12 protein-coding genes are annotated in these 17,458 nt (G+C 71.8%); 5 read left to right on the top strand and 7 right to left on the bottom strand.

Annotated elements, in window-relative coordinates; translation table 11 throughout:
• Positions 1 to 45 precede the first annotated feature (45 nt).
• Genes ABZ194_RS21555 through ABZ194_RS21530 form a run of 6 tightly spaced genes read right to left on the bottom strand, consistent with a single transcriptional unit; the run spans position 46 to position 8,291 of the window.
• Positions 46 to 2,163 carry a hydantoinase B/oxoprolinase family protein gene (locus tag ABZ194_RS21555; RefSeq protein WP_355598775.1) on the bottom strand — a complete coding sequence of 706 codons (2,118 nt, stop codon included), beginning with the start codon at positions 2,161 to 2,163 and terminating at the stop codon, positions 46 to 48.
• On the bottom strand, positions 2,153 to 4,198 hold the full coding sequence (locus ABZ194_RS21550) for a hydantoinase/oxoprolinase family protein (protein ID WP_355598774.1): 2,046 nt from the start codon (positions 4,196 to 4,198) through the stop codon (positions 2,153 to 2,155). Before ABZ194_RS21550 ends, ABZ194_RS21555 begins: the two co-directional genes overlap by 11 nt.
• 31 nt (positions 4,199 to 4,229) lie before the next feature.
• Positions 4,230 to 5,045: an ABC transporter permease gene (locus ABZ194_RS21545; protein ID WP_355598773.1), complete on the bottom strand. Its 816-nt coding sequence runs from the start codon at positions 5,043 to 5,045 to the stop codon at positions 4,230 to 4,232.
• Between the two features lie 59 nt (positions 5,046 to 5,104).
• Positions 5,105 to 6,010 carry an ABC transporter permease gene (locus ABZ194_RS21540; RefSeq protein WP_355598772.1) on the bottom strand — a complete coding sequence of 302 codons (906 nt, stop codon included), beginning with the start codon at positions 6,008 to 6,010 and terminating at the stop codon, positions 5,105 to 5,107.
• On the bottom strand, positions 6,000 to 7,139 hold the full coding sequence (locus tag ABZ194_RS21535; protein ID WP_355598771.1) for an ABC transporter ATP-binding protein: 1,140 nt from the start codon (positions 7,137 to 7,139) through the stop codon (positions 6,000 to 6,002). The genes ABZ194_RS21540 and ABZ194_RS21535 overlap by 11 nt, the downstream gene beginning before the upstream one ends.
• A gap of 27 nt (positions 7,140 to 7,166) precedes the next feature.
• Positions 7,167 to 8,291: an extracellular solute-binding protein gene (locus tag ABZ194_RS21530; RefSeq protein WP_355598770.1), complete on the bottom strand. Its 1,125-nt coding sequence runs from the start codon at positions 8,289 to 8,291 to the stop codon at positions 7,167 to 7,169.
• Positions 8,292 to 8,406: 115 nt separating this feature from the next.
• Between ABZ194_RS21530 and ABZ194_RS21525 the strand changes: the two genes are divergently transcribed.
• Complete coding sequence (locus tag ABZ194_RS21525) at positions 8,407 to 10,194, top strand: thiamine pyrophosphate-binding protein (protein WP_355598769.1); 1,788 nt, start codon at positions 8,407 to 8,409, stop codon at positions 10,192 to 10,194.
• Between the two features lie 58 nt (positions 10,195 to 10,252).
• On the top strand, positions 10,253 to 10,909 hold the full coding sequence (locus ABZ194_RS21520; RefSeq protein WP_355598768.1) for a GntR family transcriptional regulator: 657 nt from the start codon (positions 10,253 to 10,255) through the stop codon (positions 10,907 to 10,909).
• A 249-nt stretch (positions 10,910 to 11,158) separates the two neighbouring features.
• Here the strand turns inward: ABZ194_RS21520 and ABZ194_RS21515 are convergent, their stop codons facing one another.
• Positions 11,159 to 12,115, bottom strand: a complete 957-nt coding sequence (locus ABZ194_RS21515; RefSeq protein ID WP_355598767.1) for an acyl-CoA desaturase — start codon at positions 12,113 to 12,115, stop codon at positions 11,159 to 11,161.
• A gap of 230 nt (positions 12,116 to 12,345) precedes the next feature.
• On the opposite strand from ABZ194_RS21515, the gene ABZ194_RS21510 reads away from it, so the two are divergent.
• The 3 genes from ABZ194_RS21510 to ABZ194_RS21500 are packed head-to-tail and all read left to right on the top strand — an operon-like array spanning position 12,346 to position 17,377.
• The gene (locus ABZ194_RS21510) at positions 12,346 to 13,653 is read left to right on the top strand and encodes a cytochrome P450 (protein WP_355598766.1); all 1,308 of its coding nucleotides are present in this window, start codon (positions 12,346 to 12,348) and stop codon (positions 13,651 to 13,653) included.
• Positions 13,650 to 15,236: a peroxidase family protein gene (locus ABZ194_RS21505; RefSeq protein WP_355598765.1), complete on the top strand. Its 1,587-nt coding sequence runs from the start codon at positions 13,650 to 13,652 to the stop codon at positions 15,234 to 15,236. Before ABZ194_RS21510 ends, ABZ194_RS21505 begins: the two co-directional genes overlap by 4 nt.
• On the top strand, positions 15,233 to 17,377 hold the full coding sequence (locus tag ABZ194_RS21500; protein WP_355598764.1) for a hypothetical protein: 2,145 nt from the start codon (positions 15,233 to 15,235) through the stop codon (positions 17,375 to 17,377). The genes ABZ194_RS21505 and ABZ194_RS21500 overlap by 4 nt, the downstream gene beginning before the upstream one ends.
• The last annotated feature ends 81 nt before the right edge of the window (positions 17,378 to 17,458 follow it).

Raw genomic sequence — 17,458 nt, 5'->3', positions numbered from 1 at the left:
TCCCTTCTGGTTTCCCTGAGACGTGGATCGGTCGGATGACGCCGCTCAGCGGTCGGCGTCCGTGTCGCGGGGGGTGTCGGCGTCCGCGGTCGCCGGTGCGGCCGGTCGCGACCCGGTACCGGTACCGGTACCGGTGGATCGCGTGAGCTGCGCCGCCGCCGCGGTCGCCACGTCGGCCTCGGTAACCGCGATGGCCCTGACGTCGGTGTCGGTCGTCGTGGTCGAGGCGTCCGTGCCGGTCACCGGAGCGTGGCGGGAGGCGGCGCCGGCCGCCGCGGCGACGGCCCGATACACCCGGCCGCGGTTCGGCGCCCGCACCGGGGCGACGGCCTCGACGAGCCGGTCCTGGACCGGCTGCGGCCAGCGACGCTCGTACTCCAGCCGTGCGGGGCCCAGATCGATGCCGGTCGAGACGGCGCCGCGCCGCCGGGCGGCGGTGGACACCTCGTCCACCACGCCGTTGTGGACCACGACGCCGTAGTCGCGTTCGGCCACCGCCGGCGACAGCAGACCGGCCACGATGTCGGCCAGCACCTCGGCCGGCGGCCGGGTGTACGGGTTGCCGAGGCCGCCGCCGCCCGCCGTCTCGACGTCGAGGACCTCCCCGGCGTCGAGACGGAGCACGTTGATCCGGCCGAGGTCCTGTTTGGCCTCGGTACCGGGGTTGCGGATCGCGCGGGCCGGCGCGCCGGCCCGCCCGCCGTCGAGGCCCCACGGCTGGAACCGCATGCGTTCCATGCCACGGACCGCGAACACGGTGGCGTCTGACAGCGCCCGCAGGGTCAGGCGGATGCCCGCCCCGCCGCGCCGTCGGCCGGCGCCGCCGGAGTCCGGGCGGTAGCGGTACTGCTCGACGAGGAGCGGCGCCTCGTGCTCCAGCACCTCGTTCGGGACGTTGCGGAGCCATCCGCCGGTGTAGCTGGTGCCGTCGATGCCGTCGATGGCGGGCCGGCCGCCGGAGCCGCCGGTCAGCGGCTGGGCCACGGACACCCGGGTCTGGCCGGTGGCCGGATCGGCCGACGACACGAGAACGATCGCCACGGCGCCGGAGCTCGCGGCCGGGATCTGGCCGGGCAGCGCCTGGGCGAGGCAGCCCAGCACGCAGTCCATGATCCGGAAGAAGACGGTGGCCCGGACCCCGCACGCCGCGGCGGGGCCGGGGTTGACCACGCTGCCCTCGGGCAGATCCAGCTCGATCGGCCGGACGAGGCCCGAGTTGTACGGTATTCCGCGGTCGATCGTGCAGAAATAGTTGACCAGGGCGAGGACGACCATGTAGTGCCCCGCCTGTCCCCAGGTGGGCAGGTTGATCGCCTCGTCCGTGCGCGGGCCGGTGCCGGCGAAGTCCAGCGTCACCTGACGGTCCCGGACGCGCATGGTGCAGCTGATCCGGGTCGGCGGCACGTCGTCTGAGGTGCCCTCGACATAGTCCACGAAGCGGTACTCGCCGTCCGGCAGCCGTTCCACGATGTCCCCGGCCCGCCGCTCCGCCTGGTCGAGCAGGTCCTCGGTCGCCGCGCGGACCGCCGGCAGGCCATACCGGCCGGCGACCTCGTCGAGCCGGCGCTGCGCCGTGTGGAAAGCGGACAGCAGGGCCTTCAGGTCACCCCAGTTCTGCTCGGGGATGCGGCAGTTGGCCAGGATCGTGTCCAGCAGCGGCTGGTTGAGCACACCCGCGTCGTACAGCTTGGCCGGCGGCACCCGCAGCCCCTCGGCGTAGACGTCGGCGTTGGTCCAGGAGATGCTGCCCGGCACCGAGCCGCCCACGTCGGAGGAGTGCACGAAGCCGAACGCGAAGGCGACCAGTTCGTCGCCGACGTAGAGCGGTCGCCACATCCAGAGGTCGGGCAGGTGGGTCACCAGGCCGCGGGTGCCGTCCGGGTCGTTGCTCAGGCCGACGTCGCCCGGCCGGTACGGCCCGAGCGCGGCGATCGCGGGGCCGGCCGGAATCCCGATCATGAGGTTGCCGGAGATCTCGGTCGGCGCGGCGAACACCTCCCCCTCGGGCGTCACCAGGCAGGTGCCGAAGTCGGCCGTCTGCTTGACGAAGACACTGAAGCTGGTGCGGGTGATGTTCTCCGCCATCTCCTCGACGACCGCCTGGAAGCGGTTGCGCAGGATCTCAAGGGTCACCGGGTCGCTGCGCAGCGTCTTACCGGACATCGATACCTCCGACGGTCGCGATGATGCTGTGGGTGGGATCGACCACGGCCGTGACCCCGGCCGGCAGATAGATCGTGGTGTCCGGCGCCTCGACGATCGCCGGCCCGGCGAGCCGGTCGCCGGGGCGCAGGCTGTCACGCTGGTACACGTCGGCGGTGGCCGGTTGGCCGCGTTCGACGATCTGGCGCCGGCCGGGCGGCTCCGGGGTTCCCCGGCGGGTGCGGGGGACGAACTCGGGCTTCGGGATCTGCCCGACGATGGAGAGCCGGAGGTTGCGGATCTCGACGGGGGTCTCGTCGTCCCGGATCCCGTAGGCGTCGGCGTACGCGGTGACGAACCGTTCCCGCAGCGCGGCCACGGTCGGCGGGGTGTCCGGGGCCAGCGGGACGGCGATGGTGAAGGACTGCCCCACGAACTGCACGTCCGCGCTCGGTTCCAGGACGGTGGCGTCGAGTTGCTCGCCCTGCTCGGCCAGCCAGGCGGTCGCCTGGGCGGCCATCGCGTCGTACAGCTTGGCCAGCTCGTCGTCGCTGATCGAGTCCTGGGCCACGCCCAGGGTGCGGACGAAGTCCTGGCGCAGGTTGGTGATGAGCGAACCGAGGCCGCACAGGGTGCCCGGCGACCACGGGATCATCACCCGGCCGATGCCGGTCTCCTGGGCCAGCAGCGCCGCGTGGGTGGGCCCGGCGCCGCCGTACGCGACGATCGCGAAGTCGGTCGGGTCGGCGCCCCGCCGGGCCAGCAGGGGCATGAGCTGCGCGTACATCTTGACCGTGGTCACGTCGATGATCGCGCCGGCCACGCGGAGGGCGTCCAGTCCGAGTGAGGCGCCGAGCCGGGTGAGCGCGGCCAGCGCGGCCTCCCGGTCCAGCCGTAGCCCACCCCCGGCGAAGCTGTCCGCGTCCAGCAGGCCGACCGCCAGGTAGGCGTCGGTGACCGTGGGTTCGGTGCCGCCCCGCCCGTAGCACGCCGGTCCCGGGTCGGAGCCGGCGCTGCGCGGCCCGATCTTCAGCACGCCGGAGGGGTCGATCCAGGCCACCGATCCGCCGCCGGCGCCGATCGAGGAGATCTCCACCGACGGGATGATGACGGGGAACTCCTCCAGCCGGCTGTCGGAGGAGTACGGCACCGCGCCGTCGACGATCGCCACGTCGACGCTGGTGCCGCCCATGTCGAGGGTGATGAACCGTTCGACCCCCGACTGGCGGGCGGCGGCGACGGCGCCGGTGACCCCGGAGGCCGGGCCCGACAGCAGGGTCTCGACCGGGGCGCCGGACGCCGAGGCCGCCGTCATGATGCCGCCGTTGGACTTGGTGATCCGCAGTGTCGCCGGGATGCCGACGGCGGCGGTCTTCGCGCTGAGCCGCTCGAAGTAGCCGGCCATCCGCGCGCCCACATACGAGTTGAGGACCGTGACCGTGGCCCGCTCGTACTCCCGCTGCTCGGGCCAGACCTCGTGGGACGCCGACACGTACAGGCCGGGAAACCGGCCGCGGATCCAGTGGACGGCGGCCTGCTCGTGTCCCGGGTGGGCGTACGAGTGCAGGAAGCAGATCGCGAGGGCCTGGACGCCGCCGGCCACCAGGTCCGCCACCGCCGAGGTCACCTCGTCGAGGTCCAGCGGGCGCACGATCACTCCGTCCGCGCGCACCCGCTCCCCGATCTCGCGGACGTCGGCGGGCGCCACGAGGCTGTCCGGCCGGACGGCGCAGAAGTCGATGGGGTCGGCCAGCCGCAGCCGCCCGATCGCCAGCAGGTCGCGGAACCCGCCGGTGACCAGCAGCCCGGTACGGGCGCCGCCGCGCTGCAGGACCGTGTTCAGCGCGAAGGTCTGGCCGTGCGCGAAGTACGTGATGTGCCGCGGATCCACGCCGTGACGTGTCACGAGGGTACGGATGCCGGCCATGATGCCCTCGGCGGGATCCGCCGGGATCGACGGGGTCTTCAGAGCGGTGAGTTCACCGGTGGCCTCGTCCATCAGCACCAGGTCGGTGAAGGTTCCGCCGATGTCGATGCCCAGTCGATGTCCGGTCATGACGATACCTCGCGGTGCATGGTGAGTCCTTTCAGCGTCGGGTGCCGTTACCGAGCGCACGCAGCAGGCCGCCGAAGCCGGCGACCGCGACCAGTAGCGCGACCGCGACCACGGAGAATCCGATGAGGATCGCCGACAGCGCGGCCAGGGTCGGGTCCTGCGACTGCTCCAGGTACAGGAACATTTCGATGGGTAGGGTGGATTGCCCGGGGCGGATCAGGAAGATCGAGGTGTCGACCTCGTCGAACGAGGTGACGAAGGCGAACACGCCGGCCGTGGTGAGCCCGATGCGCAACTGCGGCAGGGTCACCCTGCGGAAGGTCGCCAGCGGGCCGAAGCCGAGGTCTCGGCCCGCCTCCTCAAGGGCGGGGTCGAGGCCGGAGAGCGCCGCGCCGACGATGGAGACCACGAACGGCAGCAGGATGAGCCCGTGGGCGAGCGCCACACCGGCGATGGATCCGTAGAACCGCGGGGTGAGCGTCACGATGAGCACGAACAGCGCGAAGCCGATGACGATCCGGGGCACCGACAGCGGGGCGATGAACAGGGCACGGAGCGCGGTACGCCCCGGGAACCGGTACCGGTCGATGGCGTACGCGGCGGCGGTGCCGACGGACAGCGCGAGCGCCGTCGCCACCCCGGCTACGAGCAGGGAGTTGACCAGGCCGGTACGGAACGGCTCATGCCGGAAGACCTCGCCGTACCATCGGAGGGTCAGGCCGTCGGGCGGGAAGATCCGGCCACCGGCGGTGCTGAACGAGCCGACGAGCACGACCACGAGCGGTGCCAGCACGAACCCGAGCACCGCGGTCAACCACACCCCGGCCAGCCACCGCCCCGCTCTCACCGCGTTCCTCCCCGGTCTCGTCGCGCCCCGCCTCGCTCCCATCGCGTCCTTTCCCAATGTCATCGTGTCCCCTCCCGCCGGCTGGCCTCGACCCGCCGGTTGAGGACGTTGAAGGTGGCCAGCACGGTCAGCGAGACGGCCAGCAGCACCAGGGCCTGAACGGCCGCGAGCGGCCAGTTGAGCTCGGCGATGTTGGCGTAGATGAGTTCGGAGAGCACCTGCACCCGGCCACCGCCGAGCAGGGCGGGGGTCGCGAAGGCGCTGATGGAGAGCGCGAACACGATCTGCGCGGCGGCCACCACACCGGGCAGGGTCAGCGGCAGCACGACACGCAGGAAGCGTCGGACGGGGCCGGCGCCCAGGTCGGCGGCGGCCTCAAGGACACGGTCGGGCAGGCCGGCCATGACCGTCATGAGCGGGAACACCGCGAACGGCAGCTCGACGTGGACGAGCGCGATGACCACGCCCGCCTCGTGGTAGAGCAGGTCCACCGGCGACACCGCGGCGATCGGCCCGTTGTCGGCCAGCAGCAGGATCCATCCGTAGGAGCGCACGACCACGGAGACGAGCACCGGCGAGAACAGCACCAGCACCGCCGCCGCGAACCGCACCCCGCGCCGCATGCGCGACAGCAGCCACGCGGTGGGGTACGCGACGAGCAGGGTGAGGACGACGACTTCCAGCGCGATTCGCAGGGTGGTGCCCAGAACCCCCCAGTAGTAGCCGTCCGTCAGGTATCCGGCCCAGGTCGACATGTCCACCGGGGCCACCAGCGCCGCCGTGGACTCGTGCCGCAGGCTGTAGGACACCACGAGCAGCATCGCCGTGACGAACACCAGCAGCAGATACGCCACGGCGGGTGTGATCAGGGCGTACGGTGTTCCGGTCCGGCTCCGCCGGGCACGCCGCCCGGGCGCGGTGGCTCGGGGCGGGGTGGCCCCGGGGGCGTCGAGATCAGTGGCCATCGGAGGACTCCCGCTCGGCGGGGAGCAGCACCGCGGCGTCCGCCGGCCAGCTCGCGGTCACCGGGGTACCGGTCTGGATCGGGTGGAGCGTCGGGCGGGTGTCCACGGTCACGCCGACCCCGCCGGCCAGCTCGACCAGATATCGCGTGGTGTTGCCGAGGTAGAGCAGGTCGGTGACCGTGCCGAGGGCCTGGTTCGGCGCCGCCGGTCTCGCCGGCTCGCCGGTGTGGAGTTCGATGGACTCCGGCCGCACCATGACCGCCGCCTGGTCGCCGGGCCCGGCCGGGACGTCGCCCCGGCCGGTCTCGACCGTGAAGCCCCCGGCGTCGAGGACCACCCGGTCGCCGGTGCCCGGCCGGACCCGCCCGTCGATGAAGTTCGCCTCACCGATGAACGAGGCGACGAACCTGGTGGCCGGTCGCAGGTATATCTCCGGGCCGGTACCGACCTGTTCGATGCGGCCGCCGTTCATGACCGCGAGGCGGTCGGACATCTCCAGGGCCTCGGTCTGGTTGTGCGTCACGCACACGAAGGTGGTGCCCAGCTCGCGCTGCAGGTTCTTCAACTCCCGTCGCATGTGCACCTGCAGCTTGAGGTCCAGCGCGGAGAGCGGCTCGTCGAGCAGCAGCACCGGAGGGCGTTTCACCAGGGCGCGGGCGATCGCGATCCGCTGTGCCTGGCCGCCCGACAGCTGGGCGGGGCGGCGGTCTCGCAGGTGCGCGAGACCGACCAGGTCGAGCATCGCGTTCGCCCGCTTCCTGGTCTCCGCCTGGCTCAGCCGTTCGGCGCGCAGCCCGAACTCGACGTTCTCCGCGACCGTCAGGTGCGGGAACAGCGCGCCCTGCTGGAAGACCAGGTTGGTGGCCCTCCGGTGCGCCGGCACGTGGGTGATGTCCTGGCCGCCCAGCCGGATGGTGCCGGAGCTGGGTTGCTCCAGCCCGGCGAGCATCCGCAGCGTGGTGGTCTTCCCGCAGCCGCTCGGGCCCAGCAGCGAGAAGAACTCTCCACTGCGGATGTCGAGGTCGACGTGGTCGACGACGATGACGTCGGCGAACCGCTTGCACAGTCGCCGGCACGAGACGGTCAGTCGTTCCTCGACGGTCACGTTCAGCCGTTCCTCGACGGTCATGGATTCTCTCTCCGGTCCGCTGATGCCTTACAGGTGGGCCTTGACCTCGCGGTTCCAGGCATCGGTGTACGTGGTGGTGGCGTTGGCCAGGGTGCCCCAGTCGAGCTGGATCGCCGACTCGACGGTCGACAGCTGATACGTCGGGATCGATTCGTACTTCGGATCCAGGGTGGCCCCCTGGACGAGCGGGATCGTGCCGGTCCCGGCGGCGTATCGGGTCACCGCGGAGGGGTCGAACATCGCGTTCATCGCCGCGCGGGCCGCGGTCAGCTGCGCCGGGCTGCTGCCCTTGACGATCTGGAAGCCTTCGGGGAAGGCCAGGACGCCCTCCTTGGGGGCGGCGAAGCCGATCGGGTCACCGGCGTCGATCCACGGCCGCGCCGTACCCTGGAAGCCGAGGGTCAGCACGATGTCGCCGGAGGCGAGCATCTTGCGCTGCTCGTCCAGGGACTTGTACAGCGCGCGGAAGTGCTTCTTCCGCGCGGCCTCCGCGAACAGCCGCAGCCCCGGTCCCATGTCGGCCTCGGACCCGCCGGACAGTTTCGCCAGCAGCGCCAGGCCGTTGAGCGCGAACGACGGCGCGTCCCAGACGGCGACCTTGCCCCGGTATCTCGGGTCGAGCAGGTCGTGCCAGGACGTGGGCGGTTTGGGCAGCGCCTTGGTGTTGTAGAGGATTCCCATCGCGTCCATCACCATGTAGGCGCCCAGCCCGTTCGCGGTCCGGTAGGCCGGGAGCACCTTTCCGACGTTGGGCACCGTGGTCTCGTCGACCCGCTCCCACAGATCGGCCTTGGCGCCCTTCGCGAACGCGTCGGGGTTGAAGAACCCCAGGTTCAGCAGGGGGCGGCTGCGGTCGATCTGCGCGGAGGCGACCAGCTTCGGATAGGTCTCCGCGTTGGTGCCCACGATGAACTCGACCGTCAGGTCCTTGTGGGTCTTCAACAGCTCGGCGATCACGTCCCTGGGCACGCGGTCTTGGCCCGCCGCCCACACGAACATGGTCAGCTTGGTGGCGTCCTTGGATCCCGCCTCGGAACCCGACGCGCCGCAGCCGGTCGTGACCAGGCCGACGGCGCCCGCTCCGACCAGGCCGGCGAGTCGCAGCAGGCCCCTGCGGGACAGATCAGCACTCTGAATGGCGAACTCCGGCACAGTGCCCTCCCTCGTACCTCGCTCTACTCCGAGCTCGGTATGCGAGGTAGCGTACGAGGATACAAGCTGGTATACAAGAGCTGTCGAGAATTTCTCCCACGACGAAGGACGGGCCGTGACCACTACCCCGCCGATGGTTGACCCGCACACCGACGCGCCGGACCCCCGCACCTCACCCTTCAGCGGCACCGCGGCCCAGTTGCTGGTCGAATGCCTGAACCGGGCCGGAGTCGACACGATCTTCGGGGTGCCCGGGGACACGGGGGTCGGCCTGTACGACGCCCTGTACCACCGCACCGGGGCCGTACGGCACGTCCTCGGCCGCGACGAGCGGCACGCCGCCGCGATGGCCGACGCGTATGCGCGGGTGACCAACCGGGTCGGCGTGGTCGAGGTGTCCAGCGGCGGCGGCACCACCTATGTCGTCGGCGGCCTGGGCGAGTCGTTCGCCGCCTCGGTGCCGATCCTGCTGATCACCTCCGACATCCACGTCTCCAGCCGCGGCACCGGGGCGCTGACCGAGATCGACCAGACCAAGCTGTTCTCCGCGGTCACCAAGTGGTGTCGGACCGTGGAGGACCCGGCCGACATCCCGGGCGCGGTGGCCGAGGCGCTGCGGCAGGCGGTGTCCGGCCGGCCGGCGCCGGTCGCGCTGATCTTCCCTGAGAACGTGCTCGACGAGCCGGTGCGGGTGGCGCCGGAGGCGTTCCCGGCCGAGACCTCAGGCGACCTGCCGGCCGACCGGCCGGCGGCCGAGCAGGAGTCGGTGACGGCCGCGGCGCGGGCGCTGGCGCGGGCCCGCCGACCGGCCGTCCTCGCCGGCTCAGGCGTGCACGTCTCCCAGGCCTGGCAGGCGCTGGCCGAGCTGGCCGAGGCCGGCGGCATCCCGGTCGGGACCAGCATCCACGGCAAGGGGGCATTGTCGGACGCGCACCCCTGGCTGCTCGGCGTCGTCGGCGCCAACGGCGCCCGCGAGTACGCCAACGCCTATCTCCGCGAGGCGGACACGGTCCTGCTGGTGGGCACCCGGGCCAACGCCACCGACACCAACAGCTGGACCGGGCCGGCTCGGACCGGCCCGACGGTCATCGCCGTCGATGTCTGCGCCGAGCGCACCGGCCGCAACTTCCCCGACGCCATCCGGCTGACCGGAGACGCGCGCACCGTCCTGGAACAGCTCACCGCCGCGCTGCCCGAGGTCGACGCCCAAGGCCGCGAGGAGCGGCGAGCGTGGGTCGCCGCCGAGCGCGCCGCCTGGCGACCGGCCCCGCCGGACGCGGCCACCCGCGCCCTCAGCGTCCCCCGGCTGTCGCCCCGCCAGGTGGTGCAGGTCGCCAAGGAGGTCATGGGCGACTGCCTGGTCATCGCCGACCCGGGCACCCCCACCCCCAACGTGGCCTCGTACTGGGACGTCGACGGGCCCGGCCGGTCGGTGATCGTCCCGCGCGGGCACGGCCCGATGGGATACGCCATCCCCGCGGCGGTCGGGGCGGCGTTCGCCCGGCCGGGCGAGCCGATCCTGTCCATCACCGCGGACGGAAGCTTCGCGATGTCCTGCGGCGAACTGGAGACCGTCGCCCGGTTCGGCCTGCCGATCATCTTCATTCAGCTCACCAACTACAGCCTCGGCTGGATCAAGATGCTGCAACATCTGTACGAGGGTGAGCGATACTTCGGTGTGGATCCCGGCCCGACCGATGCCGTTCTCGTCGCTCAGGCCAGCGGGCTCCCGGCGGCCCGGGTCACCTCGCTCGACGAATTGGCGGACGCTCTACAGCGGGCGAAAACCGACCGGACACCTCTCTACCTGGACGTACCGGTCTCTGACCTGATGACGGAGACACCCCCGGTCGCCCCCTGGCAGGCGGCTCTGGACGGCGATGCGCAGCGGCCGGTGTACTGACGCGATAACCTCATCTGCCCACATCGCGGGCAGGCGACGAACGATGGAGATGGTCCGGGTGAGTGCGGACACGGGGAGACCAGGCATTCTTACGCGCACCTCCGACGAGGTCTACACCCGGCTTCGGGAGGAAATCCTGTACGGCCGGCTGCGGCCGAACGAATCGCTCGTCGAGACGGAGCTGGCCGAGTGGCTGGACGTCAGCCGTACCCCCGTCCGCGAGTCGCTGCTGCGACTCGCGGCGGATGGGCTGATCGTGTCGCGCCGCCGCCGGTGGGTGGTCTACGAGCACACCGTCGACGAGGTGCGCGAGATATACGAGGTGCGGGCGGCGCAGGAGGGCTACGCCGCCCGTCTCGCCTGCCAGCGCGCCACCGAGGCCGAGCTCACCGAGATCGCCGACATCCACCGGCACGCGCCCTTGATCGCGACCCACTCCGCGGAGGAGCGGGTGAGATACAACTCGACCTTCCACGGCCGGATCGTCGAGGCGGCCGGCAATTCCCGCCTCACCGACCTGATCGAACGCAACAGGCTCTTCTACTTCAACAACCGGGTGGCGGCCCTCTACGACGCCGCCGACCTGGCGACGTCCGACCAGCAGCACGAGGAACTCGTCGTCGCGCTGGGGGAGCGTGACGAGCTCCGGGCGCAGGAGATCACCATCACCCACGTCCAGCACGCCTTCCACATGATCCTGTCCAAGCTCTACTAGCCCTGTTTTCCGCGCGTGCGGCACCGTCCCGAGGTGGACGCCATGCGAGATCCAGCGCTGCGGGCGGTCGCCCGAGGTCGATCGGGGTCACGCGCGGGATGCGGGACCAGCGCTCCACGGCTCCCGGCGTCCCGGCACCCTGGGCTTGGCGTCTCGGGGCCCAGGCACCCTGGGTCCGGCACCCTGGGTCCGGCGTTGTGGGCCAGGCACCGTGGGTCCGGCGTTGTGGGTCCGGTGGCCAGGCGGTCGTCAGGCGGGTGGGTCGCCCCGGCCGATGCGGCGGGCGGCCAGGCGGTCGGGGGCCGGCCAGTGCACGCCGTACGCCCAGCGTGCCCGCTCGAACCAGCGGATCAGCCGGGCGCTCGGGTCGAGCTGGCCCTTGAGCACCCCGTGCCGGGCGCACGTCGGCTCCACGTGGTGCCAGTTGTGCCAGCCCTCGCCGAGCGTCAGCATCGCCACCCACCGCACGTTCGACGAGCGGTCCCTGGTCCGGAACGGGCGCTCACCGAAGGTGTGCGCGATGGAGTTCACCGACCACGTGACATGGTGCACCACGGCGTAGCGGACCAGGCCACCCCAGAAGAGGGCGGTCCACGCGCCCGCCCACGACATCGACCACAGCCCGCCCACCGCGGTGGGCAGCGCGAACGACAGCGCCGCGACGGCCGGGTAGGCGGCGTCGAACCGCCGTACGTCCGGATCGGCCAGCAGGTCCGGCACCCAGTGCCGGCGGCTGGAGCGGTGACGCGCGGTGTAGAACCAGCCGATGTGGGCGTGCGCCATGCCGCGCAGCAACGCCAGGCAGCCGTCGCCGTAACGCCACGGAGAGTGCGGGTCGCCGGCGCGGTCGGCGTACTTGTGGTGGCGGCGGTGCTCGGCCGCCCAGAGCGAGACCGGGCCCTCGACCGCCATACCGCCGGCCAGCATGAGCGCGATGCGCAGCGGCCTGTGGCACCTGAAGGCCCGGTGGGTGAAGAGCCGGTGGTAGCCGATGGCGATCCCGAAGATGCTGACCAGGTACATCACCACCGCGATGACCACGTCGCGCGGACCGATGCCCCACCCCCAGAGGGCGGGCACGGCGAGCGCCGGCAACAGCACCGGGAGCACCACGAGGATGACCAGGTACACGGTGCGGCGGCCGGTGGTGACCGTCACCGTCTCCGCTGTGCCCGAGCCCGGCTGCGGAACGGGTGGCGAGGTCACGCTACCTCCCTGTGATCGGTCGCGTACTCGGCGAAGACGATTCGGCTCCTCATTCAACGGCCGCGTCCCCAGGGCACGGCTATGGCTTCCGAGTGACGGAGTCATCACTTAGAGGAAGCAAAACAATCCATACGGTAGCCATCGAGGAATGATGTATCGCGCACCTAGATTGTGGCTACACAACGTGACGATCTATATTCGTTCCGGTTTCAGACGGAAAGGCCCACGGCATGGGTGCTGTCGATCAGGTGACCACGCGCGGCCGTCTGGAGAGATACGGCGAGGCCCTGGCCCGCGACCCGATGTCCGCGTCGGGTCTCGTCCGTGAGTGGATGCGCACCGGCTGGCGTGCCCTGTTCGCCGAGCTCCGCGAGCGACAGCCGATCTTCGTCACGCCCGCCTTCACGGTCGTGACCCGATTCGCCGACGTCGTCGAGGTGCTCTCCCACGAGGAGGTCTTCACGGTCCGAGCCTTCGGCCCGCGCCTGGACGCCGCGCTGGGCGGGCCGTTCATGCTCGCCAGGGACGCCACCCCGATGAACTGGCGGGACAAGGGGTTGATGCAGGTCATGCTCGCCCCCGGCGACGCGGCCGACGTGCGCGAGCTGGCCGGCCGCATCGCCGACGAGGCACTCGACGCCGCCTGGCCGCACGGCCGTATCGAGGCGGTCCACGGGCTGTTCCGCCACGTCGCCCTGGGCGTGTGCGCGAAATACTTCGGCTTCCCCGGGCCCGACCCGCAGACCCTTTCCCGGTGGACCCGGGCGGTGGTCGTCGACGGCTTCGCCAACTTCTCGGGCGACCCGGAGATCCAGGCCGCGTCGGTCCGCGCCGGCGCGGAGATGATCGCCCACCTGCGCGACCGGCTCGCCGAACGCAGAGCCGCGGTACGGGCCGGCCAGGACGCGCCCGACGACGTCTTCGCCCGTCTCGCCGGCACCACCCTGCCCGCCGGGACGGCCGTCGACGACGAGCGCATCGTGATCAACATGGCCGGGCTGCCCCTCGGGTTCGTGGAGAGCGGCCCCGGAGCCATGGCCGAGGCGGTCGAGCAGCTCCTGCTCCGCCCGCGGGCGCTGGCACAGGCCGCCCTGGCCGCGGCCGACCCCGATCCCGCGCGCTTCGACCGTTACGTCTGGGAGGCGCTGCGGTTCAACCCGTTTTTCAAGCTGCTTCCCCGGCTCTGTGAGCGCGACCACGTCCTGGCCGCAGGCACCCCGCGCCGCACGGTGATCCCCGCGGGCACGGTCGTGCTCGCCGCGCCGGCCTCGGCCATGTTCGACGCGGACGTGGTGGCGGAGCCGGACGAGTTCCGCCCGGACCGGCCCGGCCACCACCGGCTGTTCTTCGGTCACGGTCACCACGCCTGTCTCGGCGTGCATCCCGCCAGGGTCGTCGTCTGCGAAACCGTACGCCGCCTGCTGCTCCGCCCCGGCGTGCGCCTGCTTCCTCCGCCGGAAGGGGAGCTCGTCCGCTCGAACGGGATCTTCCCCGACCGGTTCGTCCTCGGCCTCGGCGCCGAAGGGCGGGAGGCGTGACGACGGCGGGCGGACCGAAGGCGCGGAGCATCGCCACGGACGGGGCCGCCAACCGGCTCAAGTTTCTGGCCCTGACCGGCGGACGGCCGTTCTGGGACCTGGTGCAGGCCATCCAGCCGTTGCGGCGCCGCCTCAACGCCTCGCTGATCGATCAGGCGGTCCGCGAGATGCCCTCACGGCCCGAACCGCTGAGCACCATGGCCGACTACACCTCGTGGGACTCGCTGACCGACCGCACCTACAGCGGCCGGCATGTGCCGCCGGTCGCCGGTGCCGAGGGCCGGCCCACCCCCGAGCGTGCCGCCGACCTGTTCACCCGCGGCGACACCATGATCCCCTGCCCCCGCTCCACCGTGCTGTTCGCCTACTTCGCCCAGTGGTTCACCGACGGCTTCCTCCGCGGCGACACCAACATCCCGCGTGACCCCCGTAAGAACAGCTCCAACCACCACATCGACCTGAACCAGCTCTACGGCCTCCACAGGGCGGCAACGGCCGCCCTGCGCACGTTCGACGGCGGGCGGCTCAAGAGCCGGCTCATCAACGGCGGAGAGTTCCCGCCCCACCTCTGCGAGAACGGCAAGATCAAACCGGAGTTCGCCCCGCTGAGTGTGATTCGCTTCGCCGAGCTCACCGACGCGCGGCGCGACACCCTGTTCGCGATCGGCAGCGACCGGGGCAACACCCAGATCGGCTTCACCATGCTCACCGTGCTGTTCCTGCGCGAGCACAACAGGGTGGCCCGCCTGCTGGCCGGGCACCATCCACGCTGGGACGACGAGCGCCTGTTCCAGACGGCGCGGAACATCCTCATCGTGCTGCTCATCAAGCTGGTGGTCGAGGAGTACGTCAACCACATCACGCCCTATCACTTCCGCTTCACCCTGGACTCGCGACTGTCGGCGATGCTGGCCCGCGCCCCCTGGCACCGCGAGAACTGGGCCTCGGTGGAGTTCAACCTGGTCTACCGCTGGCACAGCCTGATCCCCTCCCACCTGTCGGTGGGCGACCGCGACCTGCCGATGGCACAGACCCTGATCGGCGGCGCCCTGATCCCCGAGCCCGGCCTCGGCCGGCTCTTCGAGGACGCCTCCCGCCAGCGCGCCGGCCGCATCGGCCTGTTCAACACCGACCCCCTCCTGCGGGAGGTGGACGTGGCCAGCGTCACCGACTCGCGCGTCCTCGACCTGGCCCCCTACAACAGCTACCGCGAGCACTGCGGTTTCCCCCGGGTGCGTGGCTTCGAGCAGGTCTCCGGCGACCAGAGGGTCAGCGGCGCGCTGCGCGAGCTCTACCGCGGTGTCGACGACCTCGACCTGTACGTCGGCCTGTTCGCCGAGGAGCCGGGAGCCCCCGACGCCATGCTGCCGCCGCTGCTGACGAAGATCATCGCCATCGACGCCTTCTCCCAGGCGCTGACCAACCCGCTGCTGGCCCCGCGGGTGTTCAACGCCGAGACCTTCTCCCCGCACGGGCTGCGGATCATCGCGGCCACCCGGACGCTCTCGGACGTGCTGCACCGCAACATCCCGGAGGACCCGCACCCCCGCTTCGTCAGCATGAGCCGGCGGGCGGAGCCGTGAGCGGGGAGACCGACCCCGTCGCCGGGCTGCTACGCGCCGCGGCCCGCGAGCTGGTCGACATCGGGATCACGATCCATGAAGCGGCCGCCCACACCACGGCCGCACTCACCGACGTCGCCACGCTCGGCGCCCTGCCGCGCGCCCCCGCGGCGGGCTGCCTCGCCCAGCGCGCACTGTTGCGCGCGGTCACGAACGGTCAGGGGTTCGGATACGCGCTCGCCGGCGGACGGCTGGGCACCCTGATGGCCAAGCTCGGCACCATGCTGGGCGCGGAGAGCCTGGCCGTACGGGTCCTGACCACCTCGCTCCGGCTGCGCATCGCCGCCGTCGCCCTCGACCACCCCGAACTGACCGGCGACCCCATGCTGGGCCGGCTCATCGAGGCGACCGCCGCCGACCGCGACCTGGCGGCCATCCGCGCGCTGCGCGCCCTGCTCAAGGACCGCGGTGCGGTGCGCACGCTCAGCGGACTCGCTCCGGTCTTCGGCGAGGTTCTCGCCCTGCGGGCCCTGCTGGACGAGAACCCGCTCAACGACGACGCCGCCTGGTTGATCGCGACCGGAGGAGGTTACGCCACCGCCGACCCGATCACCGGCGTGAGCAACAGGGCCGTCGCGGTCCTCGACACGGGGGAGGGGGCCGCGCGCCGCACCGACCTGGCCGCCGCCGAGTCCGCGCGACTGAGCACGGAGGGGTCGCTGCTCGGCTTCCTGCGCAACATCAGCGCGGTCGGCACCACGGGGCGGATGCTCATCCAGAGCGTCAAGGGCCCAGACGGGGTGGTGCGCCACGTCGTCCAGGTGCCCGGCATGCGGGCGGGGCGGCCCGACAACGACTCGCCCCAGGACCTGCTCGGCGCCTTCAGCAGCGCCGTCCTGGACAGCAACCCCTACAGTCGCGCCCTGGCCAAGGCCGTCGGCGACTACGGCCTGCCCCAGGGGGCGGAGCTCGCCCTCATCGGGCACAGCGCGGGCGGCGCCGCCATCATGAACCTGGCGCAGGACGCGGGGTTCTGCGACCGTTACACCGTCACCCACGCCGTCGCCGTCGGTTCGCCCGTCGACTTCAAGAGACCCGCCGACCCGCGCACCTGGGTCGCGGTCGTCACCAACCAGCACGACATCATCCCCACCCTCGACGGGCAGGGCGCGGGCGGCTGCTTCGACCTGCATCCCGACTGGTACGTGGTGGACTACTTCGACTCCACCCACCTGTTCCCGCTCTGCCACAGCATCGAGCACTACATCGCCAACATCGCCGACGACCTGCCCGAGGCCCGTGACCAGATCGACGGGCGGCTCACGCCCTACCGGGGCCCGGTGGTGCGTGCGCAGGCCTACCAGCTGTTCGACCGCGTCCCCTACCCCGAGGGTTTCCCATTTCTCACCGTGTCCACCTACCCGGTGGACACCCCGCGGGGAACGGTCGAGCTGCCGATCAAGTGCCAGGACGGCAGCGCCCTCACGGCGTACTTCGCCGTGGACCCGGCCGCGACGGCCGCCCTGCTCGAAGGGACCGGCCTCGGCCCCGCCGTGCGGGTCGCGGGTCGCGCTCTCGTCGCCGTGCACACCTCCTGGAACCGGCGGACCAGTCTGGGCGACTACCGGGAGTTCCACCTCGGGATCGTCGTGCCCGATCCGTGGCGGCCCGGGTCGCCGCGTGTCTGGCCCGACCTGCTGCGGGGCGCCGAGCGGCGGCGCTCGGGCAGCTTCCTGACCGGCTCCGTGGTCGACACCGACGCCGTCTCCGCCGTGGCGCCGCAGCTGTGGGGCGGCGAGCCGTACCTGGCGCCCCTGGAGTTCGAGCTCACCGCCAGGGCCGCGCGCATCGTGGTCGGCGACCTCGACGACCGGCTGCTCACGCTGTGCGGGCCTCTCGGCCCCGGGTTGCCCGCGAGCGACCGCGACCTGGTCGGCTACGCACGCCACGCGGACAGCACGCTGCGCTCATGCGTGCGGACCCGCGGCCTGGGACGGGTGCATCCGGCGCCACGGGTGCGGTTGACCATCGGGCGGACGGCTCATCCGCTGGCCCGTCAGCTCCGCGAGCTGGGTCTCGACGGCGCCCGCCCGCTGCTCTGCCTGTCGGCCACCGCCCGCCAGACACTCCGGGACGCATGCGTCCCAGTCCTGACCACGTGACCCCCATCCATCCACCCCCCAACCGCCTACCCGCCCACCCGCTCGACCATCCGATCCGCCTGACCGCGACCGCCCGGCTGT

Source organism: Streptosporangium sp. NPDC006007 (assembly GCF_040614315.1).
GTDB lineage: Bacteria > Actinomycetota > Actinomycetes > Streptosporangiales > Streptosporangiaceae > Streptosporangium.
Note: the sequence above shows the minus strand (reverse complement) of the source record. Positions and strands in the feature narration are given on the sequence as shown.

Coding starts and splice junctions, on each gene's coding strand:
- ABZ194_RS21555 (WP_355598775.1), bottom strand. CDS start 2,163: ATGTCCGGTAAGACGCTGCGCAGCGACCCGGTGACCCTTGAGATCCTG.
- ABZ194_RS21550 (WP_355598774.1), bottom strand. CDS start 4,198: ATGACCGGACATCGACTGGGCATCGACATCGGCGGAACCTTCACCGAC.
- ABZ194_RS21540 (WP_355598772.1), bottom strand. CDS start 6,010: ATGGCCACTGATCTCGACGCCCCCGGGGCCACCCCGCCCCGAGCCACC.
- ABZ194_RS21535 (WP_355598771.1), bottom strand. CDS start 7,139: ATGACCGTCGAGGAACGGCTGAACGTGACCGTCGAGGAACGACTGACC.
- ABZ194_RS21510 (WP_355598766.1), top strand. CDS start 12,346: ATGGGTGCTGTCGATCAGGTGACCACGCGCGGCCGTCTGGAGAGATAC.